Origin of the sequence: Pseudomonas sp. s4 (genome assembly GCF_046764235.1) — a bacterium.
Lineage (GTDB): Bacteria > Pseudomonadota > Gammaproteobacteria > Pseudomonadales > Pseudomonadaceae > Aquipseudomonas > Aquipseudomonas asiatica.
Genome location: NZ_CP177209.1, coordinates 3,912,404 through 3,935,678, shown reverse-complemented (window position 1 = coordinate 3,935,678; position 23,275 = coordinate 3,912,404). Strand labels below are relative to the sequence as shown.

Sequence of the window (23,275 nt, the reverse complement as noted above, 5' to 3'; positions counted from 1 at the left end):
GTTACTTTTGGTAGGTAAACGATGTCAAGCGATGATCAAGGCCGCTCGCGCAAGCGCCTGAGCCGCGAAGAGCGCCGTCTGCAGTTGCTCGATGTGGCCTGGCAGCTGGTACGGGAGGAGGGCACCGATGCCTTGAGCCTGGGGCGTTTGGCCGAGCAGGCGGGGGTGACCAAGCCGGTGGTCTATGACCATTTCGAAACCCGGACCGGGTTGTTGGTGGCGCTGTACCAGCAATACGATGCACGGCAGTCGCGGATGCTGGAGCAGGCGCTGGCGCGTTGTGACGCTAGCCTGGCCAGCCGCGCCGGAGTGATTGCCGAGGCGTATGTGGACTGTGTGATGAGCCAGGGGCTGGAGATACCCGGAGTGTCGGCGGCATTGGCCGGCTCGCCGGAAATGGAAGCGCTGAAGCGGGCCTATGAGCAGCCGTTTCTGGACAAATGCCGTGAGGCGTTGGCCGGGTTTTCGCCCAGTGGCAACATCGGGGTGGCGGGCATGCGCTTGCTGGTGGGGGCGGCGGATGCCTTGTCGCAGGCGGCTGCTGCGGGGGAACTGGAGGTGGGGCAGGCCAAGGCCGAATTGCAGGCAGCAATAGTGGCGATGGTCGAGCGGCAATGAAGCCTTGAGAGTGCCTCGGCTGCTCTGCAGCCCATCGCCGGCAAGCACCACCTCCACTGCATCGACCTCAAGCCTTGTGCAGTATCTGCGGGAGATTGCCCAGCCCTTTTGGGCTGCGCTGTCGCGCAGAGAACAACTATCGCTCGTTTGCCGCGTCCTTTGTAGGAGCAGCCTTGTGCTGCGAAGTGGCCGGCACAAGCAATAGACAGGCTTTGGCAGTATCGGCCTCTTCGCAGCACAAGGCTGCTCCTACAGAACCTTGCTGAACCAATAAATCATGTGTTGTTCCATGAGAGCCGGCTTGCCGGCGATGGGGCCAGGGCAGGCGATTACACCGGCAGGCTCTGGTACGGCAATTCATCCCCCGGGCTGCGGGCGAACTGGCGCTTGTACTCGCGGCTGAACTGCGAGGTGCTCTGGTACCCCACCCGGTGCGCGGTCTGCGCCACCCCCAGGCCTTCGCCGATCAGCATCTGCTGCGCCTTCAGCAGCCGCAGGCGCTTGAGGTACTGCATCGGCGCCATGTCGGTGCAGCGCTTGAAGTGCTCGTGGAAGGTCGAAACGCTCATGTTGGCGCGTGCGGCCAGCGCTTCAACGCTCAGCGGCTCGGTGTAGTGTTCGCGCAGGTGGGCAAGGGCGGCGCCGATGCGGGCGAAGTGCCCTTGTTGCTCCACCAGCGCCCGCAACACGCCCGCTTGTGGGCCGCGCAAGGCGGTGTACAGCACCTCGCGTACCCGCGCCGGGCCCAGCACCTTGGCGTCCACCGGGTCCTGCAGGCAGCGCAGCAGCCGTTCCACGCATTCGCGCATCGGCGCATCGAGTGCAGCCGAGGTCATTGAATGCGGGGTTTGCGCCTGCACCGCGGCATTCGGCGCCAGGGCCATGCTTTGCACCAGTTCACCCAGCACGCCGCGGTCGATGTCCACCGCCACGCCCAGCAACGGTGCTTCGGGGGTGGCAAAGGTTTCGCACATGAACGGCACCGACAATGCCTGCACCAGATAATGCCCGGCGCCATATTCCAGGGTACGCGGCCCCAGGCGCGCCAGCTTGCTGCCCTGGGCCAGGATCATCAGGCTGGGTTCGTAGATCTGCGGGCTGCTGGCCACATAGTGGTCCCAGCTCAGCACCTGCACCTGGGGCAGGTGCGTGGGCACGAAGCCCGGCCCCATATTTCAAAGCGATCAAAAAAATCGCCTTGGATTTTAAAAGGTTTTTTCAGAATGACTGCAAACGGAATGTCATAAACAGTTAGCTTCTAGTAATTTTCATCAGAATGATTGGTTTTTTGCACGCCGGTAATGCAAATCACTAGCCGTGGGGTAGATGCTGATAGAGGGGGTGTGGAAGAAGGGTAAAGTATTTTTAACAGTATTGGACCCGCTTACAAATCGGTTTTTGAGGCAATGTATGCGAGCAAGGTGGCTCGATCTATCATTGGTAGGTTGGACTGTGGCAAAAGGGGGTGCGATGGCTTCAGTTTATTCTGATGCACTAAGCATTTGGTAAGGCCGTAGTGACCAAAAAGCTTATCGGCTTGGCGGAAAGTTAGATATTTATCTAGAATTCTAGAGATTTTCCGAGCATTACTTTTTGTGAAGTGATAACCCTTGGGACCCTGTCTCGGTAATTCCAAGTATGGGGCGAATCCCGAATAGGTGAAGAATTGAGAAAACTGTGGTGTAGATATGTTGTATTTTTCCATGAGTGCAGATGCACTGACCAGATGGCTGCTAGGTTTTTTTTTGTTTGTCCTAATCAAGGTTTCAACCAAAGGGTATACCTCCCTAATGGCGCTTATCTCATAAATGTGTTGGCCAAGTCCCTTTTGCTGAGTTCCCGCGATCGGGCTTATTCCTTTTTTATTCAATTCTTGCCGGAGGCAGGGTGTCGAGATATTCAGCGCTTTTGCAATAGTGTTTGCGGTGGAGTATGTTGCGAAGAAATTATCAATGCTAGTCTTGTCAAACGCAATGTCCTGTCCTCCAGTGAAGTTGCACAAGGGTAGGGCCCCAGCTTCTATAAGCGTTGCTAGTGTTTTTTTTGAAAGTCTCATTTTTTTACACGCGTCTTCGATATTGTAATATTGTGTTTTTTTGTTGTTAAGGGTATTGAGTTTTTTTGCATGAGCCGTAACGACCTTTCGCAAAAAAAAGTTTCTCTCGCCGCCGTCTATGTCTGGCCCAGTGATTGGCAGGATGCCTGAGGCTTTTAGTATTCTAGATGTAGCATGTAGGTTGCACTTGAGAAGACCACAGGATTCCGTTGTGCCAATATATGTTTTCTTGAACTGCAGGAGTTGTGCTTTGTTAAGTGCGTATCCGTTGCCTCTTAGTTCTCGATAGTCGCATGGCAACAATCCTTTTCTGATAAGGTCCTTCAGGGTAATAGGTGCTACGCCTATTTCCACTGACGCTTCCCTGGCTGATAGCCAAGTACCTTTCTCTTTGCCTGTTAAGTGCGGGAGTACGTGGTGGGGTTGTTTGGAATGAAGAACTCGAATTTCCGTGCGGCTAAGCCATTCCATAACAGCATCTTTCTGTTGCTTACTGATAACGTAACGACGAAAAGCTGGCTTGCGAACGCCAACATCCAAATTGCGGAAGCGTTTTAACGCCTTTCGTATGGTCTTTGGCGGCAGTGCTAGTTGAATCGATAGCAGTTGAATGGAAATAAACTTGTTAGAGAATTGCTCAGCGTCTTCTGTTGAGAAAAACCACTGATGGCGCGGGCCTAAATAAGGTGAGAGGAGTTTCTCTGACACAGCTTCTTGGATGCATATTGCCGATACTGCAAACTTTTCCTGCAAGGTTTTTACAGTGTGTCGATTAACAGGTTGTTTGATGTTTCGCTCATCTCCTGTTCGAAATTCTAGTACCCTTTGCTCCATTATTTCAATTTTACTAATTGGGTATTTAGCGTTGAGTGCAGAGAAGTGCTTTTCATTACTCAGCAGTCTGCGCTCTTTGTGATTTACTGAGAGCCATGCATATATTTGCGATCGATTTAAGTGGAAGCTTGATTTTAGGGGTAGGCTACCATGATCGGATTCAGGGCAGAAGTTGTGTTGTTGGGTCAAAAAAACTTTAGTGCAGTGCTCCGTTTCCTTGGTTCGGATTCTTGCGAGTTTTGCGCAGATAATGCGCCTTGGAATTTCAGGGTACAAATAGTTTAGATGATTTAACTGCTTTAGAATGGGCGGTTGCAGAAGCTGAGTGCAACACGGTTATTGGATTGAAGTGGGCGCATCGTGCCGCATAGCCATGGCCTTTTGCATCACCTCACTCATCATTTCGATCGGACATTTGAAATCGAAGCGCTTACGGGGACGCATATTCAGTTGCAAGGCAATGGCGTCCAGCTCCTCCTGGCTATGTACCGACAGGTCTGTGCCCTTGGGCAAGTACTGGCGAATCAGGCCGTTGATGTTTTCGTTGCTGCCGCGCTGCCAGGGGCTGTGCGGGTCGCAGAAGTAAATTGCCACCCCGGTCTGCTGGGTGATTTCAGCATGCCGCGCCATTTCTCGGCCCTGGTCGTAGGTCATGCTCTTGCGCATCGCCAGCGGCATGCCATTGAGCGCTGCACTGAAGCCTTCCATCGCCGAGGTCGCCGTCGCGTCGTTCATCTTTACCAGCATCAGGTAGCCACTGGTTCGCTCCACCAGCGTGCCTACACACGAGGCGTTGGCCTTGCCCTTGATGAGGTCGCCTTCCCAATGCCCCGGCATCAGCCTGTCTTCAATCTCCGGCGGGCGCACATGAATACTGACCATCTCGGGGATCTGGCCGCGCCGATCCACGCCACCAGAGCGCGGTCGGCGCGTCGTCTTGCCTTGGCGCAGACAGATGATCAGCTCCTTACGCAGCTCACCCACTGGCAGGGCATAGATCGCGTTGTAGATCGTCTCGCGACAGACGTAGGCTTCTCTGAGGCTGGGAATGTTCATGCTGCGCAGCTTGCCGGCAATCTGCTCGGGAGACAAACGCTCGCGCAGCATATGGGCCACCAACTGGAAGCGCTCACTACTCGGCAAGAGCTTTCGTTTCGGTCGACAGCGTTGGCGGCGGGCCTGCATTTGCTGCTGGGCCAGGCGGGCCGAGTAGCCACCGCAAGCACCTCGGTTACGGCGCAGCTCACGGCTGATGGTCGAAGGGGATCGGTTGATCAAGCAGGCAATCCTGCGCAGGCTGAAGCCTTGGGTACGACCGATTTGAATGGTGGCGCGTTCTTCAACGCTGAGTTCGGAATAAGACATAGGGGCAGCACCGTACCGGAAAGGTCAGGTGTTGCACTCAGTTTTTGCCGCCGCCATGTTATATTCGTCACGATCCATTATCGCTAAGGCTAATAGAGTAATAGCTCTTGTTGCAGAGCATTGGCTTTCGTCAGTGCGGCGGTAGCCCAGCAAGTTTAAGTATTTGAATAATTCCTTGAGGCTCTCTGTTTCTCTATTCTTAAAAATACTGAGAAGTCGTTGCTCGAATGTAAATTCTTCGACGCTACAGAGATCGGACTCAGGAAGTTCTGGGCAGCGGCAGTGGTCATCAAGAATCCAGTGCCAGGCTAAATTGTATCCGCATTGAGGGCACTTGCGTAGGTATTTGCGGGAGTGGTACGGGCAATAAAGCGTTAAAGTAAGATCCTTGATAAAATATTCGTGATCGCTAGCTCTGCATTCGGAGCAATATGCGGTTTCCGAGGTTCGGATAAATTCTGCAGGTACCTCCATGCCCGAGAGAATAACTTTAGGTTTTTTTAGCAGGGCAGAAATAGGGTGGTAAAATCCGCTGAGAAAGCTTTCTCGGTCTTCAGGAGTCGAAATCGACTTTGCAATTTCTTGGGGGATTGGGTGGTTTCTGTAAAGCAACGGACCGATGTAGGTGGGGGGAATAGACATCAGAGAAAGGTCAGATTTTTTAACTAAACCATGGCGTTTCGCCATGCGCCTCAGTATGCTACTAGGGCTTTCATCTGGGAGAGGTTTAGGGATAAACAGAAATTTATTCATTAGTTTTTCTCCGCGGAGCTGCTAATTGTCAGCAGATTTTCATTCAGATCAAGGGCGAATGGATTTTCATCGGTAAGCCTGTCTGGAAGGGAGAGGCATTCGCATGCCATGTAAAAATCTTCAAGCTTCAATTCATTCGCCCCCTCTCGCTGTAAACAAGACTTTAGCGCGTCGCTGATGATCAAGCGCATGATCTTGAAGTTTCCAGAAGTTGCAACGAATATCGCCGCTGCAATGGACGGGTCATTCAGGTGGACGCCACTTTGGATTGAGGCGATGGAGTACATTGCTGAGTCGAGCTGCTTCAAAACTGTGAGGTAGTCACTGTCGATGTGACTTTCGTAACTGAAATTAGTGAGCTCGGCAACGTAAGGGTAACGTTTAGCAAAGGTATCAAGGCTGTTGCGGATGTCGCGACATAGCTCGGTTCCAGATAAGATAATCGGAATTCCGGATTTATTCAGCAACGTGACGATCCAGTTCAAAGTGTCGAGCTTCACCTTTTGGCTTATGGTTGTCACGCAGAGTAGTTGAATTTCATCTAAGAAAATCACCTTTACACCTGCTGTATGTAGGCAGGTCGAGAGTTGTTGGGTTAATTTCACAATAGTCCCCTTGGGTTCCTGGCCTATCAATGTGGTTAGCATGTTTCCTATCAGGCCTCGTACAGTGGTGGGAGCAGGAACTTCGCAGTAAAAGATTGGGAGTTGTACGTAGGTTCCATCATCCCGTCGGATAACAGGGTCGCTGCTGTGATATTTTTCGAAGTATTTACAGAGTGTGGATTTGCCAGAGCCACTTACTCCATAGAGTATGGCGCATAACGGCTCTCCCAGTGTTTCGGTATTCTCAATTGCATTCTCGATCTGGGAGAAAGCGAACTTGTACTGACGGTGGAATACTACCTGGCGTTTAAATCGAGCTAGGATTTGTCTAGTTTGAGAGTCCATTTGAGGGCCTCCGCTTTTATTTTCACAACGAATGCTACGGTGAAATTTCGTAATTTTGCATTTGTACAAGAACGGCCTAGGAGTTGAAGGGCGCGGGGGTGTATGCCGGGTTGAAGTCCGCACCTCTCGGGGCGCTCTGCGTTGCAAAGCGCCGGATTACGCCGAAAATAGCCGCGGGACGAGTGGTTGTTGAACTAGCTACAAATATCGTTCAGACTTCCACTGGAGCATCGTCTCCAGGTGTCTTGCCATGAAAACGATAGTTTTGGACTTTTTGAGGTTTATTCGGCCTAGGTAGCCTGAGCTTCTGCGGTCGCTCCAAGGAAATGCGTTCCTTGGTTTGGTGATATTTCCGACGTTTGGCTGAATTTTTGAGCTCCGCCAATTCTCGCAGTATTGCAATACGAGCCTGTCGGGCACGGCCGGAATCAAAGTTCTGATTATTCGTCCGCAAACGTTTCACCGTCTCTTGATGCAGATCGAGCGTCAGACCTTCCTGATAATCAGGATCTACGGCCTGCAGTTCCATCAGCTCATCTGGATAGCTGGGATGACTTGCCCACGCTTTCCCTAGGTCGCTTGGGTCATAAAAAACGACCAGTTTTTCGACCTTAGGCTCCCGATTGGCGAGGTAAGCCACAGCCGGCCCAGTCCAAAACAACGACTTGTGGCGAAGTCGGCCCTGCTGTGCGGATGCGGTAAATGCCCTGAGAAAATGGTGATGCAATTCTGAGAGAGAGTGCCGTCTAGGCGGAAACATTGGGTTTTGAGCTGCTTCCCATGCCATTCTTGGCGAAGTATTCAGGCTGCTGTGAGTGCGCTCGCAGTACACCTCTTTTACCCAGCGGCTAAAGATATCGTCCAGTGCCTTGAGGGTCAAACAGGCGTGATCTTCGGAATGGTAGTCACCGCGAGAGACTATGTTTGAGAACGTAGTGCCAGGCATCACATGGGCGATCTCTTTCGACCAGACCCCAAAAAAAGCCTCAATATGTGGCTTTTGATTGCCAGTACCTGGCTCGCAATAACAAACTTCTCCGCCAAGCATGCCTATGATTCGGCGCAGGTTATCCCCAATGAATTCGGCGCCACTGTCGAATACATAGCGTTCCGCCACGCCTCCGAATGGGTTATCCGACGACATTGATAACTTCAGGGCTTTCAAGGTCGTATCGAGCGATGGCGGATTAAAGCCGATGGTCCAAGCGATCGGCATCCGCGTCGATATTTCAAGAAAGGCGGTAAGATAAGGCCGGCCAATGACCTGATTGTCTTCATCCACAAGCAAAACATGCATCTGTTGAGTGTCACCCTCCACCAACGAAAACAATCGAGTGGGCCGGGGCCGCTTGCGCGTCCATCCGTGTTGCTTCTGAGCGTACTTGCTACCCTTCTGAGCAACTGTGCGTTCATATGCATCATGCTCGAGGAGAATGCGGTTGAGCGTCGAGGGTGATGGGACTTTCAGCCTGTCGTGAGAGGGGCGGTTGTCGTTGGCTTCATTCAACGCCAGAGTAATGGCATCTATTACCTCAGTCTTAGAGGCAGGTTCCGGCACTAGGTAAAGCACGTCCATCTGTTGCTGGATGATCTGTTGGACCTCCCGAGGCTGACGTTCAAGGCGATGCTTGGACTTTTGGCGCTTGCGCGGAATGAGCGCGGTTGGCATCAGACCGGAGGTACAAAAGGCTTGGATCCAGCGGCGCGCCGTGCTGAAACTGGGAATGCTGATGTCGTTGATACGTTTCGCCAGCTCATTGATTTCTAATGTGGCACGACCTTTGGGCATATGCCCGTGGAAGCGCGCCATCAATCCTTGTACATAGTGCAGGCGACGATCAAAATCCAAGAGGTAGCGCTTGGGCAAGCCGGCCAGGATTTTTTGTGGGTCAGCAATAAGTGCTGCTTCCTGGCTCTTAACCAAATCTCCGCGTTTCATTGCTCTGGCCAAGATATCAACTGTCTGACGAAGCACAACCCTTTGTCCTTCTGTCGCCCGCAGTTGTATCGTGTCTTGTCGGACATCCAGCACTTGGAATCGCTGACCGCGATAGCGGTAATGCTCGCCGATCTTGAAATCAGAACCGTTCATACCGACCTCCCGTACACCATTGATTGTGGTGAGAGTTTTTGGTCGAGGCGCACATGCAGGCCACCCGAGAAAATGGCTTGATAGATGTTCGCCGTGCAAGCGCCGTTGGCGAGAAGCGTTTCTATTGTTGCCCGTTGGTCTTTCAGGCCCATGACATACTTGCAAACTCTTTGCGCCAGCCGCCGGTTTGCTCCAAAACTGTAGTAGTAGAGGCTGCGCAGATTTGACGTCAGCAGGGGGCTGGGCAGGTCTTCAGGTGCGAGCCAGACGACAGTGTTGCCCTCATCTAGCAGGCGAAGTTTGAGCTTTTGCCAGTCGCCTTCTTGCTCATGGTGCTGAATATCATATGGAATGACTTTCAAATACGATGAGGATCCATCATCGAGTTTGACCAGGAAATCTGCCTTGAAGTGCATGCCGTCAGATTGCAAGATTGGCGGCCGACATTCATAAAACCTTACATGATGGCTGTATTCGAGATGGATACAAAGGTCCGCTTGTATCAGATTGCCGCAAGCGATCGGGTGGCCAAGCTTTCGAGAGGGGAAGAACGTAACACGGCTGCCCGGGCGCCCTTTATTGAGAGCTTGGCGAGGCACTTTCTGAACTTGAGATGAACTTGATACGAGCATGATGACGCCTCCTTTTTTGGAAACGTGGTGATGGGGTCAAATCGAATAGGCTCAGCATGCAGTACGGCGTCGTAGGTGTCTTCGATACGACTGGGTATCTGAAGCCGAGCCTGATCAATCCGTGGGCTTGTAGAAGAGCGAAGCCCTATACACTCAGAATCAGTGGAAAGTGTATCGACTGGGGTGGTGATACCACATCGGCGTCAGATCGGGTTTACGATCCGGGACGCTGAAAAATACAATTTTCTGGCTTCCCCTTGCTCCCCTGATTCGGATCATGCGTTGCAGATTTGGGAAGGGCGAAAGCCGTTCATCAGCTTCTTGAAGTTTGTTGGCCTCGAACAACCTCATTGAAAGAGTCCTACAAATCGCCACGTCAACGGAGGGGAGAGCAGCTACCGACCAACTGCCTCCTCGAACTCGGCAGCGCGCCATCAAAGTCTTGGATTTCGACGTAAAAAACCACTCCAGGGTTAACGGCGAGTTCAGCCCTTTTTGAAGTGAATAATCTCTATAGGTTGGAAGGTACCATCCGCCAAGTTGCATGGATGGCCTTGATGAGAACCCTCGGTAAAAGGAGCGCATAAGCGGAACCTCCAATTGGACCTAGCAGGGTGGGGAGGGAGGCTAGGCCGGAGAGCAAGAATGCGCCCATACGTAATAAAAATCTTGAATCGTTTCGTGGCAGCTTAGGCGGAAGGTAATAAAAATACTCAGGATAATCATGGGGTTATAGGTAGCAGTTTTCGCATCGGGTGCTGAGGGCCCCATCCTGTCCCGGGAGGGTACTGATCACCCGCCGGCAATAACGATTGATAAAAGCTATTTTCAAGAAAATCATATGCTTGCAACAGAGCAGATTTCGCATTGCTCGCTGATGACTTGGGCGCGTTTGTTCCTATGGATGCGTTGTTATGTAATAGGGCCTAGACTCTCAAACGGGGGATTGTGGAGTGGAGGTGACAAGTGTCGACACTTTCGATTACCGCCATCAAGCGCTGCCGCATGCGGTTTATGGGTGCATATCTTTACGATCTTTTGCGCGCAAAAGATCGGAAAGACTTCGCCTACCAGTGTGATCGTCTCTATCGTCCTGATTTTTACGCGGGGTTGCGCCCCGACGAAGCTAAGGCTGTTCACCTCAATCCGAAGTGGCTTAAGTTGCTGGATGACGGAATTCAGTTGCGGGAATGCTGTGTCAAGAGATTGGTAGAGGCTAAGCCGGAACTGGATCGAGTACTCAAGAATCCGCTTTGGGAGGTACTCGAATGGGATGATTGCGATCCCTGTGCCTCCATCCATTACCTCGCGTCTTTGAAGACTCTCACCCGAGCATTGGAGGGTTCCACTTATAGTGACCGAATGAACGCAAGGATGAGGTGGGCGATGGGAATCCCCGACTGGGAGCGGCTCGCTTTTCCATTGGCCCTGTTAGATACAGTGAAGTATTCCTCGCAGAGGAGTTGGCTTAATAAGCATTTTTGCAATTACCTGGCTTTAGCAACTCTCCACCCTGCCTATCATGGGTGCTATCGGGACCTGTGGAAGCTGATTGATGAGTGGTTGTCTGCAAGAAAGCCACTGCGGGGGGCGACACCCGCACTGAATTGGCCCGTTGACATTTTGGCTTTTAACAAACGTCGAGAAGTACTCAAACAGGGGCGCGATTTTTTAGTCGAAAGCGGCTGGCTGCCTCCAGAAGACGGTTCGTATCACATTCATGCTGCAATGCTCTGGTGTATCTGTCTGGGTGGCAAGCCCCTCATGGACAGGTTCATGAAGAGCATTCTGAGAGGCGTTAGGCGTTGCCCTGACTGGTTGCGCCGAATGATGCGAGAATTGGACTCTCGTCTGAACGTTAAGTGTTCTTAGCTTGCCGGCTGGAAGGCATCTCCCAGATGCAAAAAACCGCCTTCATAGGCGGTTTTTTGCTGACCTAGGTTTTAGAGCCTTGGTCAGCAGCATTACTGGATGCAACCACGCAGTGGAAGCGTAAATAGCGGTTTAGCAATCGTCAATCTGACAGCGCTCGCACTTCGCGGAGCGACAATGCGAACATCGGCCTGCGTTCTGTGGGATTATCGGTCTTTATTAAAAGGCAATACTACACCGCTTACATGGTGCGTGGAGGCTTGTCGGTTCACCGTACTCTTGAGCCTGGCTAAGTGTTTCACTGTTGCTTTGTTGGACAGGTAGTTGCGAGGAAGACCGGTCAGATTCTCCACGTCGTGGGCGGCCAAACCTACGTAGCCCGCTACCGATTCCAGTGGCAAAACGCCAGAGGATGCAAGAAGCTCAATGGTGCGTTTGAGGAGGCGAACTTGTTCAGGTGCACGGCCATCGTCACCTGGCTCAGCTTTCACGCCCCATCGCGCGGAGCGACGCTTGAACAACAGCGATTTGGCATCGTCATCAATGACCTTAAGTGCCCACAGTCGCATCACCATAGCCGCAACCGAGACCCCCCATCGCTGCTTGTGCAGTAGGAGGCTGTCCAGGGTAACCGGTGTTTTTACATCGGCTGCAAAGGTTTCTGCTGGTAGCAAGAACGCGCCGGCGAACCGATGCGCTTGATCTTCCATGAGTTTGTAGCGATGGGGGTCCGTTGAGCGCTCAATCCCTTTGTGGAGGATGAGGTGGCCAAGTTCATGCGCCAGGTCGAAGCGGCTGCGAAAGCCATTGCCTTTGTCGGCCGACAGCAAAACAAATGGACGGCCAAGCGCATGACTCCAGGCCGAGAGGCCTTCGATTGTGGCCACACCAGTTTCTTCGCGCACGACGATCACACCGGCACCTTCAACGGCCAGAGCAAGATCTGGGATCGCACGACGGCCAAGGCCCCAAAGATCTCGACACTCAATAGCCGCTTCTTCAATGTCACTGCTACTGATCTGTTCGGGGTCAGTGAACGATCGGGTTGGCAGATTCACTTCAGGAAAATCCACAAACTCACCCAGGGACAACACCACGTCCTGAGCCCATTCTAGTCGGGCTTCCAGCATCGTACGTGCAGAGGCATGAGCGGACGCGTTACTGCGAAACAGTGGCAGCGAGCACTTCTCAGGCAACGGACGCGTGAACCACTCCGGGCTCACACCCACAGCTGCAGAAAGGTTCGCGAGCGCTTCCGCCTCAGGAGCCTGCAAGCCGTTTTTCCATTTGCTGACCGTAGCAGGGGAAACCCCGACCATGGATGCGAGCTGTACTTGAGACAGTGCACGCGCAGCGAGCGCCTGTAACAGGCGCTCGGGTTTGAAGTCGATGATTCCACGGCTCATGATGCTGTTTGCCGTTCCGTGTTGAGCAGCTTCGTCTTGAGTCTGGGTTGAGCCAAATCCACTTGTTTCGGTGCCTCATCATAACGAGAGAGAAAGAGCCCCAGTTTCTCGCGGAAAAGCCAGCCTTCCATTTTTTCGTCAGGCACTGCGATGTAGATCTGGGTCGGTTTCTCAGGATGGATCTGTAGCGAGCCGCTGAAGCACGCCACGATAAAAAGGGTACCGGCGTTTACTTCCACTGGGTCAAAGAGAGAAGGGAGCAACAGATGCTTCATTCCCTTGTTAGCCTCAGCAAGCTTGCGGCGGGTCACGCTGCGGTTGCTGTTGTTCCAGGCCGACTCCGAAATATTGAGACGGCTCAGTTGGAGAACACCAGACTTACCCACCACCACTCCGTTGCCTCTCAACGGAACCATCTCGGCATTCGCGGCGAGCAATGCTTCGTTGAACGTTTCGTTCATCTGGAAGTGGCGCATCTGGCCCAGCGCACTCTTCCGATGCCCTTTTGCCAGATCCTTGGTCTTTGAGAAGGCTCGCATAGCGCCCGCCTCAAGAGCGTCCTCGATACCCATAAGCAGGTCGCGCGGAATGTTGGCCATGATCAGGTCGGGGATGGTATGAGCTGGGTTTTGAGTCATTCTTTGTGGGCTCTGGTTTCGATGTGCGGGATTTTACCTTAAAAAAATTTCGTGTAAATGGGTCTTATGCTTTTAGGCTTTCTTATGGGCGTGACTGGGGCGGAATCTATTGACGGGGGAGCAGCTGACAACAAAATCAGGCCTGTTGGTCCCAAACACCTTCATTCTGGTGGTTCTGTTGACCATCGGGTAGTGTTTGCTGGGTCTTGAGATGGCTCTCGGCTAACAATTGTTTCTGCTCCCTATAAAGCCCAATCAGTTCTCGTTGGGTTTGCAGGAGCGACGCTTTGAGGCTCTGTTGCTCCTCCTTCAGCTGTTTAATCTGCTGCTCGTCATGCTGGTGATTGGGCACGGCCGGTAAATGCGGCTGATCGCGCTCCTGGTCCAGTAACGCTTCTAGGTGGCCGTTGCGCTCACTGAGGGCATGGTTGGTGATTTCCTTCTGACTAAGCATTTGCTGTAGGGCTGTGCATTGGTGCTCCAGGCTGATCTTCTGCCTGTTAACGTTTTCCAGCGCAGTGCGCTGATCAGCAAGTTGTTTTTGCAGGTTGGCAATCAGCTCCTGACTTTGAGCTTCGGTCGGGGTGAGTTGTCGCCCTGCCTCGTCCGCTTGGGGGAGCTCGGTAGCGTTCAGCAGCCGAGTTTCCTCGAGGAGGCGCTTGGCCACGATCTCCACGTAGTGAACGAGTTCGTCGCTGAGCGCAGAGACGGCCGTCGGTAGGTCTGCCGTAGTAAGCTCTTTGAGGTAACGCTGGATGGTTGTCTTGGAGCCGGTGTTGCCCAACTCGACACGAATAGCATCAACACTGGGATGCACGCCGCGGGCGAGGAGCGCTTCGCGAGCGATTTGAACGACTGCTTTGTTAACTCCTGCGCGGGGCATGGCCGCTACTCCTGTGCTTTCCGCCTGTCTTAAGAGTATGGATTTGTCGAGGTAAAAGCGCTCGTGTGAGCTTGAAGGCAGCAGCGTCAGCGACGCAGTAAAGTAGTCCCCAACGTGACAAACGGTTTTCATTGCGAGCCAGAGGAGCGTCGCAGCTGCCAGCATCGCAAGAGAATGGAAGGCGACTGCAGTACGGGATGTTGTTGAGGTACTGGCAAGCGTCCATCGGCAATTAATGAACGGGCAGGAGAGGCGCTTGTCAATCACGGGGAGCTGATGGCGAAGCGCGGGCTACTGTCAAAGTCAGTGATCTCTTAACCGTTCACTTTCAGGTGTGCGTCCGGCGAGTGTGCGCGTGGGGAGTCATGCCAGAGTGCGTTGGCCATTCCGCTTGCTCCCGTCGTGTTGTTCAGAGCCCTGATGACTAGGGCCGGCTGGAGCGGAAGAGCTAGCTGCTAGCCGCTTGGCGGTTCAAGCCCGTAGTGTGGTCATTTAGGATGCCATTATGAGTCAAATGTTGCAGTGCGCAGCCGAAGCCTCGTCGGTCGCCGCGAGCAACACCCCCCCCTCGATGACTGCAGGGCAAATGTGCACATTTTTTTGCACAGATTCCCAGCGGCTCTAATGCAACGGGGGCGGGGCCTGCGTCGCTATCCCACAGACGTATTGTGAGAAATTTCTACACATTTTTTTTGCGGATTTAATGTGTGTTTGCGCGGGGCATTCCAGGGGGAGTCGAGAACTGGCTGAACCATGATGCGATCACCATTTTGGCTCCGATTTCCTAAATTCTCGCATCTATGGCAATAGCCGCTATTAGAAGTGTCATCTCGGCCCGCTGATCACGGTACAGTACACGGCACAGAATTTGCGGGCGCTTATCTGGCGCGGCAGGCCAAGAATCAGGATCGGGTAGATGAGTGGGAAATTCGGGGACGGGGTAAGACGCTATTGGTGGGCACTGGTAGCCGGTTACCGGGCGACACAGCGATCCTTTGCAGCGTGGGGAAGCAAAGACGATCGCTTTTTCGAGCCGTTGACGCCCGTGTTGGTCGAAAAAGACCGGGTTGCCCGATACGAACGCGAGCTTCTGAGGGCGCTTCACAATGATGAGGTGCTTAACATCGCCGTCACCGGTGGTTATGGCGCAGGCAAAAGTAGCGTCCTAAAGACATTTTTCGAACACCATCCCGGCTTCAAGCACACCTTTGTATCGCTAGCCACATTTACCAAGGCGAACACACCCGCTGCGACCGGCTCCATGGCGCCTGATGCCGCGGATGGAGCATTTAGCACAGCGTCAACGGTAACGGCGACCATCGAGGGCGCGGCCAGCGCTGATTTGCTGAATCGTATCGAGGAGACGATCGTTCAGCAGTTACTGTATGCGGTGAAAGCCGATCAGTTGCCCAAGACAAGGCTCAAACGCATCACTCATGCCTCAACGGCGCGAGTATGGTGGCGAACGATATGTGTTGCCGCTATTGGCATCTGCACCCTGCGATTGGGCGCGCCGAAGCTGCAGACACTTTCTGAGGTTGCCAAGGAATGGGCGTTGAAGGGGGTGATGTGGATACCCGAGCCTGCTGCGCTGCTTGTCGTAACTGCTGGCTGCGTGTGGCTGTTGTACTCAGCTCTGAAACTGTTTTCCCTGTTCAGCATCGACGGTCTGACGCTCAAAGGCGGCAAGCTTGAGGCTACCCATCACGGGTCGGTGCTGCACAAGAATGTCGATGAGATCATCTACTGCTTCGAGCGCAGTGACATCGAAGTGGTGGTGATTGAAGACCTGGACAGGTTTGACATCCAGGAGATTTTCTTCAGGTTGCGCGAGATCAACTTCATCATCAGCCAGTCACCGCAGGTCACTCGTTCGATTCATTTCATCTACGCGTTGCGGGATGAGATGTTCGCTGCCACTGACAAGACGAAGTTTTTTGACCTGATTATCCCGATCATCCCGGTCGTACACTCGGAGAACTCGCGGGAGAAGCTTGTCGAGCTGCTGGGCCAGCGAAAGGTAGGGGATCAGCTGCTGAGTGCCGGCTTGTCGCCCAAGCTGATCGAGACGGTGGGATACCACATCGACGAGATGCGGCTGATCAAGAATATCGTGAACGAATTCGATCTCTACGCGAACCTTCTTGCCGCCGACGGCCTAGTGCTCGATCCCAATAAGTTGTTCGGGATGGTTGCGCTAAGGAACCTGCACCCTGAGGCCTACTCCGACCTCCTGAAGCGCAAGGGTACGATTTACCAGGTGATTGAGGGTTATTCGGCGTGGGTGGTAACCGAGACTGACCGTCTTCAGGCGGAGATTGCAGATCTGAGGCAAAGTCGAGCCAAGCGCGAGGCGGAAGTCGCCACGGATTTGGCCAGTCTGCGTGCCTGCGTGTGGTTTGAGATTTTCCGCAAGGGCGGACTTCAGCAGGCTACCACGCTGACCTTTCAGGACGGCACCTCCGTATCGCTGCTGGCATTTGTCGAGGAAGAGGTGTTCAATCGGGCGCTCAACCAGCGGCAGGTTACGCCTCAGGTTAATGTTAGGCATTACGGCACTCAGACCGGGGAAGCAGTCAATCCCAAAGCTGTGCTGCAGGGTCTGAAATATGACGAGCGAGTCACAGCACTACAAATGCCGCTGGGTGACATCGACGACGAAACCATCGAGCTTCAAAGGAAAATTGCAAGGCTCAAGACCATGCCATTCCGCCTCGCATGTAGCGTGGGCTACGGGGAGTCGTTTGCTCCGAAACTCACGGGCTACGAGCTGATCATCTTTCTGCTTCACCGGGGCTACCTGGATACCGACTACACCGACTACCTGGGATATTTCTACGAAGGCTCGTTGTCCCAGGCGGACAAGATGCTCACCATGGCCTTGGCCCGCGGCGAAACACTAGAGGTCGGCACACCAATCCGAAATCCGGAGCGCGTGGCGAGTAAGCTAGACTTGGACTCCGTCGACAAAGGCAAGGGCTTGCTGGTTTACCTGGTCGCTGAACTGGCTCAGTCTCGTCAGGATGAAGTCCAAGCCCGAAAAGAAAAGCTGTCAGTGATCCTCAAGAGCGGCCACCAGCACATGGGACGACTATCCGAAGTGGTTGTCCTACTGCCAGTCGAGGCAAGAGCTGCTTTCATCAACGCGCTGTTCGAGAACGATCCAAACCTCATCAACCAGCTCCTTTCCTACGAGAAAGCAACCTTCGCGCGCGAAGACCTCGTGGTCATGGTGCTTGACAGCCTGGCTGCAGAGCAGGTTGAGCAATTGCATGGCCGCAAGGGGACACTGCTCAGGATCATCAACGAACTGAGAGACGTCAGCAAATTGGTATCTGGACTCGCCACTAATGAGATGGGCTGGGCTTGGCTGCGGAGCAAACCTGCACAGTTCGTTAACGCAAATGATGTCATCACTGCCGAGGAGCTCAAACAGCTGGTCGAGTGGGGCTGCATCAGCCCAGGATTACCGATGTTGAAGTTGCTCTGCAGATCTCGGGAGCCAGGCAGCGAGGTAGGTACTGTGTCTCACGCCCGCCTCGATGCTCTAGGCCTTACAGGTTTCGGTGACATTGTTGCTAAAGCACCGACGAAGTATGTGGACGAACTGCTGAGCCAAGAGGGCGCTCTGGAGGAAACGGAGCAATCGCTGTTAGGCTTGCTTGCGCTCATAAAAGGCGAGGATGATCTTCAGCTAGCGCTTTTTGAACGTACTCACTGCATTGTGGATGACTTAGACAACCTGCCGGTAGCGCTGTGGTTGCCGGCCCTGGAGTCTGAGCGAATCAGTGCGAAGGGCGACAACGTCTGGACGTTCTTTGACAGCGTTGTCATGACGGCTGACGACACCAAGTTGTCTGGTCAGGAGGTGCGTTACGACCTTGGACAAACGGCGGTGCCGACGTTCATCGATTTTATCGCCCGAAACGCTTCAGGGTTGGCGCAAGATCTGTGGGGCAAGGAGAAGGAGGAGGAATTACAATCTTTCCTCATTGAAAATGAGCGCGTCACGAATGCTACGCTCCACGCGTTATTCTCCAAGATTATCCTGGAGCCTTCCGCATTGGTGAAAAGCACCGTGCCCATCGGACGATGGGTCGCGTTCTACAACGCGCCATACGTAGGGTACAGCTTAGAAATCAGAGAGTTGATTTCGAAGTATGACCCTGCGATCGAAGCTCGATACATAGCTCACCACTGGAAGGCAGCTCGAGACACACTGGACTTGACGACGCTGTCGATCGTGCTGGTGGTTTTGCTGAGCCGTTCGAGTGCCGTGTCCCTGACAGACGCCATGATGATGTGGCAGGGCATCACCATAGAGGCGCTGAGCACAAGACAAGGGGCGATCGACGATTTGGCTTACACGTGCGCGCGAGCTAACGATGTCCAGGCTGTCTTCCCAACCAGCTACTTGCCAGTGCTCGTCCAGTGTAGTGTTGACGCTTCATTGAACGCTCAACTGCGGACAGCGCTACTGATCCAGATGCTGCAGATGAACTGCAGCTGGCAGAACGTGGCTGCGGTGCTTCCTCTTCTTGGCGAGGATCACGCACAGCTCATCAACAAGGCCCGTGCGCACTTTTCCACCTCCGAGGATGACATCAGACTTGCGGAGGCTTTGAAGCGGCGGGGCTATGTGGGGACTGTCAAATGCGAAGCAAAGCGCACTGTCGTTTATGGCAAGCGCAAGCAGATGATCTCCTGATCCCAGCGAGCAGAGGTGACCAGTAGTCACCCTTGCTCGCCATCCAAAGGCCAATCATGGAGTAACAGCGTTAAGCGAGACTTTGTGAAAATGTATGTCGTGAGCCAACCGCTAGCCCAGCAGGCCGTGGATACCTTGAGACGTTACCTTGAAGCCTTGGCCGCTGGCATCCCAGATTAGGACGTTGTGTCGTCACTGCGTTAGCGGTTTAATGGCGTTGTAGGAATTTAGAGATTAGCGATCAAAATTTGCCCCAGAGCTCCGGTGTTGCAACGCTTGTTTACTACTTTTGTTATGCAACTGTGCTCAAAGCGGCGGATGTGCGATACGACGTCCGTGGCTATCTATTATCGGAGCTAGTCAGCCTTTGCTTAGGCAATCGCGCTACCGTGCCTCTGGCCTATCGCGCCCGTTACGAACGCTACGTGCAAAGCGAGGCTATTGCGTTCGTGGAGTCGTTCACCGCTGAGTTGCTATTTGGCTCGGGACGATTCTCTCCCCATGAATACCGTTACAGGGTAAAGGACCGGCAGCCCCTGTGAGACATCACCATCGCAAATCAGACCTCCCCGACGCAGTTCGGGTTTACCACTCGGGCGTTATGCAGCATGACTGTATTTAGGATCCTCGTACTCAGCTCGCCATTTCCTGACAGGTGTTGGAGCCTAAAACACCGCTGCTTCATGAGACGTCGCGAACAAATTTCGATGACAGCTGAGCAAGTGTTGGGCAATCCTGAACTGGCTGAAGCATGGCTCACCAAGCAGGCGATCGGACTTAACCGACGTCTGCCATGCATGCTCTTGGAAACTGATCAGGGGTACATGGAGGTTGCGGATTTCCTGGTACGGCTCGATTACGGTGTCTATTGATCGCCACGTATACTCTAGGTAGCAGTTGCTGCCTGCCCCGATGCTGCCCCATTCGAGTACGAGGCGACGAAGCGCTTGGGCAGGGTCGCTGAGCGTAATACTATCCACCTAAATGTCATGACACGCGGGGTGCCCATGAAGCAGATCAAACACGAATCCAAGCCTCTGATGACCGCCCGTTTGCAAGTAGAAGCCCGCCAAGCACTGGCCAAGCGCAGCAGCCAAAGTCGCTTTCTCGACATTGCTGCCTCCAAAGACCGGAGTTGGGAGCCAGTAGGACGTCTGGCAGGTTAAGTCTACCTGCGAAAAAGCGCTCTGCCGGGTCCAGTGCTGAGCTTGTTGTGTCAGCTGCTTCGCTTACGCTGTTATGCGTTTTTTGGTCTGGTGTGCCTACGAATTGGGCTAGTCAAACCGTTGGGCGCCGATCAACCCTGTAGCGCCCCGTACCCCTCGCTTCGGGCTGCATCCAGTACCCGCGCCGGGTCGCTCACCATCACATCCTTCGGCATCTGGCCCCCCAGGTAGCTATTGGATGAGCCGAACCAGAGCGCCACAGCCCTGTCAGGCTTGCTGGAACAGAGCGTCGTGATGATAGCTGCCAACGACGAAAATGGGCGGAAACTCGAAGCGGGATCAAAGGCATAGAGGGGAAAGTATTCCTTGTCCTCATGAACTAGCGAGAAGATGTTGCCCGCGCGTTTCCACTTCTCGAGTTCAGCTCTGGATTGCTCTGTGCCCAGCTGAGCCAGCACTGCGAACGCTTCGGCGGTCAAGAAATCACCGCTTCTTAGGAGGCGTACTTTGCGCCTCTCCAACATGGCCGTTTCACGGGAAAGGGTAGGGCGCATAGACATGGATATCCGTCTGTTGATCAGTGGCCGCCTACTACCCAATTTAACGATGTGATCCGTAAGCCCACAATCCGGCCTGTGCGGGCAGGCCTCTGCGTCGTGAGTAGGGACCGCCAGGTCGCTGTAGATGGCTAAACTAGTGCTTGAGTGGTATGAGGCTATCCGGGAATTTTCTGTTCAGAAAGACTCGGGCGTCAGATTTTTCTTAAGCGGCCCCTGAAAATCTTCAGTTTTGGAGTTTTGCTGCATTTTTTCTTAACTTCCCTGCCCCAGCGTGCGCTGACGCACACACCGACGCTTGCGTGAGGTGTGGACGACTCCGCGCCAAAGCTCGATTCCTCATTGAGTTGGGCTGTCGGATGATCCCGGCTCGACCAAGCCTTGCAGGCGTGCCAGTTGTTGCACCTGCGCCCGTAGGAGGCGCTGGTCATGTCGGTGGGCCAAGAGGTAAGACCTGGACTTCTCGCGTAGCAAGGTGATCTCGCCCGCCATTATTTCTTCCTGCTGATGCGCCTGGTTCATGAGCCGCTTCTCGGCCGCCAAGTGCTGCTGCGCGGCGTTCAGCTCACGCTCGAGCTGACGGAGCTGTTGCTGCTGGTAGCCCTGCGTGCTGGTAGCGCGTTCCAAATCCCGGTAGAGCTGTGTCAGCTCTTCCTGGCGGACGGCGAGCTGTTCACGCAATCCCCGCACCTCGGCTTGTAACTGACTCAACTGCTGATCATGCCGTTGCAGTTCTTCCTGGCGTTGTAACTGATGCTGCTGGCGAAAGTGCTCCAGCGATTCACGCGCCTGCTGGTGTTTGGACTCGAGCGAGTGAATCGTCGTCGCACGCTCTTCGAGCAGCTGCAGCTGTTGCCGGCAAGCCTCTTCAAGACGCCGTCGCTCGCCTTCGGCCAGTTGCAGTTGGCCCGTCAGCTGCACTTCACGTAGACGCAACTGCCGGTGGGCCTCCATCTCTGCGGTATGTGCCACCTGCAATTGCTCGAACCGCGCCGCCTCCACCGCGCGCTGCTGCTGATAGGCCGCTTGTTGCCGTTCCAGGCGGGCGCGATCGGCGGCGACCGTGGCCTGCGCTTCGTTGGCCAAACGCTCAGCTAGACTCTGCAGCAGTGCCTGTAATTCTTCCGACAGATTCACCTGTGGTGGATGGGGTTCAGCCACGTCCAGCTCACGCAGGTAGCGAAGGATGGTGGTCTTTGAACCCGTGTGACCGAGCTCTGCTCGCACGGCCTCAATGCTGGGTGACAAACCACGGGCGAGGAGGGCATCCCGTGCGCGCTGCACGAGGGCTTTGTTGATACCAGCGCGGGCCATGGTTCTGCTCCCACTTTTTCGTACTGTTCAGTCAGTATGGAAGTACACGTGTACAAGCGCCTGATCCGATACCAATAATCGGACAGACTGACGTTTGAGAAGCCAAGTTTCTCGAACGTGATCGCGGTTTTCAGCGTTTTTTGCAGTGAACGGGGTACAGCGGGAGGAGAGCGTGGACACTTTGCCCGATCGCTATCTCCGGGCCGCGCGTCGAGCCAGTACCGAGCAGCGCTATGCCCAGGCCATTGCACACTTCGAAGCGGAGTGGGGCGGGTTGCTGCCCGCGTCCAGTGAAAGCGTGGTGCGCTACCTCACACACTACGGCGATCAACTCACCAGCAGCACGTTGCGGGTGCACCTGGCCGCCTTAGCGCGCTGGCATCAGCAACTCGGTTTTGCCGATCCCACCAAATCGCCGCGGGTGCGCGATACGCTGCGTGGCATTCGCGCGTTGCACCCGCAGCCGGTAAAGCAAGCCGAGGCCTTGGCCTTGAACGAGCTGGAAAGCTGCATCATTCGACTCGGTGAAGAATTGGCCGAGTCGACGCCGGCAGTGAGACTGCGCGCTGCGCGCGACCAGGCGCTGATCTTGCTCGGCTTCTGGCGGGCGTTTCGCAGCGATGAGTTGAGCCGGCTGCGCATCGAGCATATCCAGTTGCGCCCAGCGCAAGGCCTGGAGCTGTTTTTGCCGAGTAGCAAAGCCGATCGCAGCAACCGCGGTCGGGTGGTCAAGGTTCCAGCCCTCAAGCGCCTGTGCCCGGTCGCTGCTTACGAGGTGTGGTTGAATGAAAGTGGGCTCAGCGAGGGCGCGCTGTTTCGCGCCATCGATCGCTGGGGGCATGTCGGGGTGCATGCTCTCAACGCCAACAGTCTCTCGCGGTTGTTGCGTCAGGTTTTTTTGCGCAGCGGCGTCGACCCTGAAGGGTATTCGGCACACTCGCTACGCCGTGGCTTCGCTACCTGGGCAAGCGAAAATCAATGGAGCAGTAAAGCCTTGATGGACTATGTTGGATGGCGGGATGTGCAGTCGGCCGCGCGTTACATCGACGGCGATGCGCCGTTCGGAGAGTGGGCCCGCTGAACCAACGGGCGTGCTCAACACGGAGCAAACGAGGATCGTTGTAAGGCGGGCGTATTTGCAAATGCCCTATAAATGCGAAGCCTACTGATCATTTTTCTTGCCTCAGATGGTGGTGATGTATGCTCTGATGCTGCCTTGGGTATGCATCAAGAGAAAAGAGTGGCAAAGCATCCGAACAACATCATTTCCAAGTCCAGCCAAGGCGGAGCCAGGGTCGAGGGCGGGATTTGGCGCAAGCACTTAGCCAAACTGTGGTTACTCGCCGATATCGATCAGATAATTCGTAGAGTAAGCGTAAAAAGCTGGGCCGCCTGGAGCAGCGGTCTAGCGTGCTTGAGGATCTGTCAGCG

17 protein-coding genes and 1 pseudogene are annotated in these 23,275 nt (G+C 54.3%); 6 read left to right on the top strand and 12 right to left on the bottom strand.

The window, feature by feature from the left end:
- Positions 1-21 precede the first annotated feature (21 nt).
- Positions 22-618 (top strand): TetR/AcrR family transcriptional regulator, encoded by a 597-nt coding sequence (locus tag ACK56M_RS18215; RefSeq protein ID WP_100412870.1) that lies wholly within the window; start codon positions 22-24, stop codon positions 616-618.
- 329 nt (positions 619-947) lie between these two features.
- On the opposite strand, the pseudogene ACK56M_RS18210 reads toward ACK56M_RS18215, so the two are convergent.
- From ACK56M_RS18210 to ACK56M_RS18180, 7 genes and pseudogenes are all read right to left on the bottom strand, one after another.
- Positions 948-1,784, bottom strand: a pseudogene (locus ACK56M_RS18210) (AraC family transcriptional regulator N-terminal domain-containing protein); the annotation flags it as partial.
- 218 nt (positions 1,785-2,002) lie between these two features.
- A complete protein-coding gene (locus ACK56M_RS18205; protein ID WP_411958886.1) occupies positions 2,003-3,697 on the bottom strand; it encodes a helix-turn-helix domain-containing protein in 1,695 nt (564 codons plus the stop codon).
- 147 nt (positions 3,698-3,844) lie between these two features.
- On the bottom strand, positions 3,845-4,873 hold the full coding sequence (locus ACK56M_RS18200) for an IS30 family transposase (protein ID WP_188258425.1): 1,029 nt from the start codon (positions 4,871-4,873) through the stop codon (positions 3,845-3,847).
- A 24-nt stretch (positions 4,874-4,897) separates the two neighbouring features.
- A complete protein-coding gene (locus ACK56M_RS18195; protein WP_411958885.1) occupies positions 4,898-5,626 on the bottom strand; it encodes a TniQ family protein in 729 nt (242 codons plus the stop codon).
- Positions 5,626-6,576 (bottom strand): TniB family NTP-binding protein, encoded by a 951-nt coding sequence (locus tag ACK56M_RS18190; RefSeq protein WP_411958884.1) that lies wholly within the window; start codon positions 6,574-6,576, stop codon positions 5,626-5,628. Before ACK56M_RS18190 ends, ACK56M_RS18195 begins: the two co-directional genes overlap by 1 nt.
- A 211-nt stretch (positions 6,577-6,787) precedes the next feature.
- The gene (locus ACK56M_RS18185; RefSeq protein WP_411958883.1) at positions 6,788-8,668 is read right to left on the bottom strand and encodes a transposase; all 1,881 of its coding nucleotides are present in this window, start codon (positions 8,666-8,668) and stop codon (positions 6,788-6,790) included.
- Complete coding sequence (locus ACK56M_RS18180) at positions 8,665-9,300, bottom strand: hypothetical protein (protein ID WP_411958882.1); 636 nt, start codon at positions 9,298-9,300, stop codon at positions 8,665-8,667. Before ACK56M_RS18180 ends, ACK56M_RS18185 begins: the two co-directional genes overlap by 4 nt.
- Positions 9,301-10,266: 966 nt before the next feature.
- On the opposite strand from ACK56M_RS18180, the gene ACK56M_RS18175 reads away from it, so the two are divergent.
- Positions 10,267-11,172 (top strand): hypothetical protein, encoded by a 906-nt coding sequence (locus ACK56M_RS18175; RefSeq protein ID WP_411958881.1) that lies wholly within the window; start codon positions 10,267-10,269, stop codon positions 11,170-11,172.
- A gap of 206 nt (positions 11,173-11,378) precedes the next feature.
- On the opposite strand, the gene ACK56M_RS18170 is transcribed toward ACK56M_RS18175, so the two are convergent.
- From ACK56M_RS18170 to ACK56M_RS18160, 3 genes are all read right to left on the bottom strand, one after another.
- A complete protein-coding gene (locus tag ACK56M_RS18170; RefSeq protein WP_411958880.1) occupies positions 11,379-12,578 on the bottom strand; it encodes an XRE family transcriptional regulator in 1,200 nt (399 codons plus the stop codon).
- Positions 12,575-13,216, bottom strand: a complete 642-nt coding sequence (locus tag ACK56M_RS18165; protein WP_411958879.1) for a hypothetical protein — start codon at positions 13,214-13,216, stop codon at positions 12,575-12,577. Before ACK56M_RS18165 ends, ACK56M_RS18170 begins: the two co-directional genes overlap by 4 nt.
- Before the next feature lie 136 nt (positions 13,217-13,352).
- Entirely contained in the window at positions 13,353-14,366 is a 1,014-nt protein-coding gene (locus tag ACK56M_RS18160) for a DNA-binding protein (RefSeq protein WP_411958878.1), read from the bottom strand.
- Positions 14,367-15,015: 649 nt separating this feature from the next.
- Between ACK56M_RS18160 and ACK56M_RS18155 the strand changes: the two genes are divergently transcribed.
- The 3 genes from ACK56M_RS18155 to ACK56M_RS18145 all read left to right on the top strand — a co-directional run bounded on the left by ACK56M_RS18155 (position 15,016) and on the right by ACK56M_RS18145 (position 19,973).
- On the top strand, positions 15,016-18,807 hold the full coding sequence (locus ACK56M_RS18155) for a hypothetical protein (protein ID WP_411958877.1): 3,792 nt from the start codon (positions 15,016-15,018) through the stop codon (positions 18,805-18,807).
- A gap of 608 nt (positions 18,808-19,415) precedes the next feature.
- On the top strand, positions 19,416-19,679 hold the full coding sequence (locus tag ACK56M_RS18150) for an antitoxin Xre/MbcA/ParS toxin-binding domain-containing protein (RefSeq protein ID WP_411958876.1): 264 nt from the start codon (positions 19,416-19,418) through the stop codon (positions 19,677-19,679).
- A 135-nt stretch (positions 19,680-19,814) separates the two neighbouring features.
- Positions 19,815-19,973, top strand: coding sequence for a hypothetical protein (locus ACK56M_RS18145; protein ID WP_177432066.1), 159 nt, complete (start codon positions 19,815-19,817; stop codon positions 19,971-19,973).
- A 131-nt stretch (positions 19,974-20,104) separates the two neighbouring features.
- Here ACK56M_RS18145 and ACK56M_RS18140 read toward each other — a convergent pair whose 3' ends face one another.
- Positions 20,105-20,452, bottom strand: a complete 348-nt coding sequence (locus ACK56M_RS18140) for a hypothetical protein (protein ID WP_411958875.1) — start codon at positions 20,450-20,452, stop codon at positions 20,105-20,107.
- 417 nt (positions 20,453-20,869) lie between these two features.
- Complete coding sequence (locus ACK56M_RS18135; protein ID WP_411958874.1) at positions 20,870-21,844, bottom strand: DNA-binding protein; 975 nt, start codon at positions 21,842-21,844, stop codon at positions 20,870-20,872.
- Between the two features lie 172 nt (positions 21,845-22,016).
- On the opposite strand from ACK56M_RS18135, the gene ACK56M_RS18130 reads away from it, so the two are divergent.
- Complete coding sequence (locus ACK56M_RS18130) at positions 22,017-22,925, top strand: site-specific integrase (protein ID WP_411958873.1); 909 nt, start codon at positions 22,017-22,019, stop codon at positions 22,923-22,925.
- The last annotated feature ends 350 nt before the right edge of the window (positions 22,926-23,275 follow it).

Coding starts and splice junctions, on each gene's coding strand:
- ACK56M_RS18215 (WP_100412870.1), top strand. CDS start 22: ATGTCAAGCGATGATCAAGGCCGCTCGCGCAAGCGCCTGAGCCGCGAA.
- ACK56M_RS18200 (WP_188258425.1), bottom strand. CDS start 4,873: ATGTCTTATTCCGAACTCAGCGTTGAAGAACGCGCCACCATTCAAATC.
- ACK56M_RS18195 (WP_411958885.1), bottom strand. CDS start 5,626: ATGAATAAATTTCTGTTTATCCCTAAACCTCTCCCAGATGAAAGCCCT.
- ACK56M_RS18190 (WP_411958884.1), bottom strand. CDS start 6,576: ATGGACTCTCAAACTAGACAAATCCTAGCTCGATTTAAACGCCAGGTA.
- ACK56M_RS18185 (WP_411958883.1), bottom strand. CDS start 8,668: ATGAACGGTTCTGATTTCAAGATCGGCGAGCATTACCGCTATCGCGGT.
- ACK56M_RS18180 (WP_411958882.1), bottom strand. CDS start 9,300: ATGCTCGTATCAAGTTCATCTCAAGTTCAGAAAGTGCCTCGCCAAGCT.
- ACK56M_RS18170 (WP_411958880.1), bottom strand. CDS start 12,578: ATGAGCCGTGGAATCATCGACTTCAAACCCGAGCGCCTGTTACAGGCG.
- ACK56M_RS18165 (WP_411958879.1), bottom strand. CDS start 13,216: ATGACTCAAAACCCAGCTCATACCATCCCCGACCTGATCATGGCCAAC.
- ACK56M_RS18155 (WP_411958877.1), top strand. CDS start 15,016: ATGAGTGGGAAATTCGGGGACGGGGTAAGACGCTATTGGTGGGCACTG.
- ACK56M_RS18150 (WP_411958876.1), top strand. CDS start 19,416: ATGACTGTATTTAGGATCCTCGTACTCAGCTCGCCATTTCCTGACAGG.
- ACK56M_RS18145 (WP_177432066.1), top strand. CDS start 19,815: ATGAAGCAGATCAAACACGAATCCAAGCCTCTGATGACCGCCCGTTTG.
- ACK56M_RS18135 (WP_411958874.1), bottom strand. CDS start 21,844: ATGGCCCGCGCTGGTATCAACAAAGCCCTCGTGCAGCGCGCACGGGAT.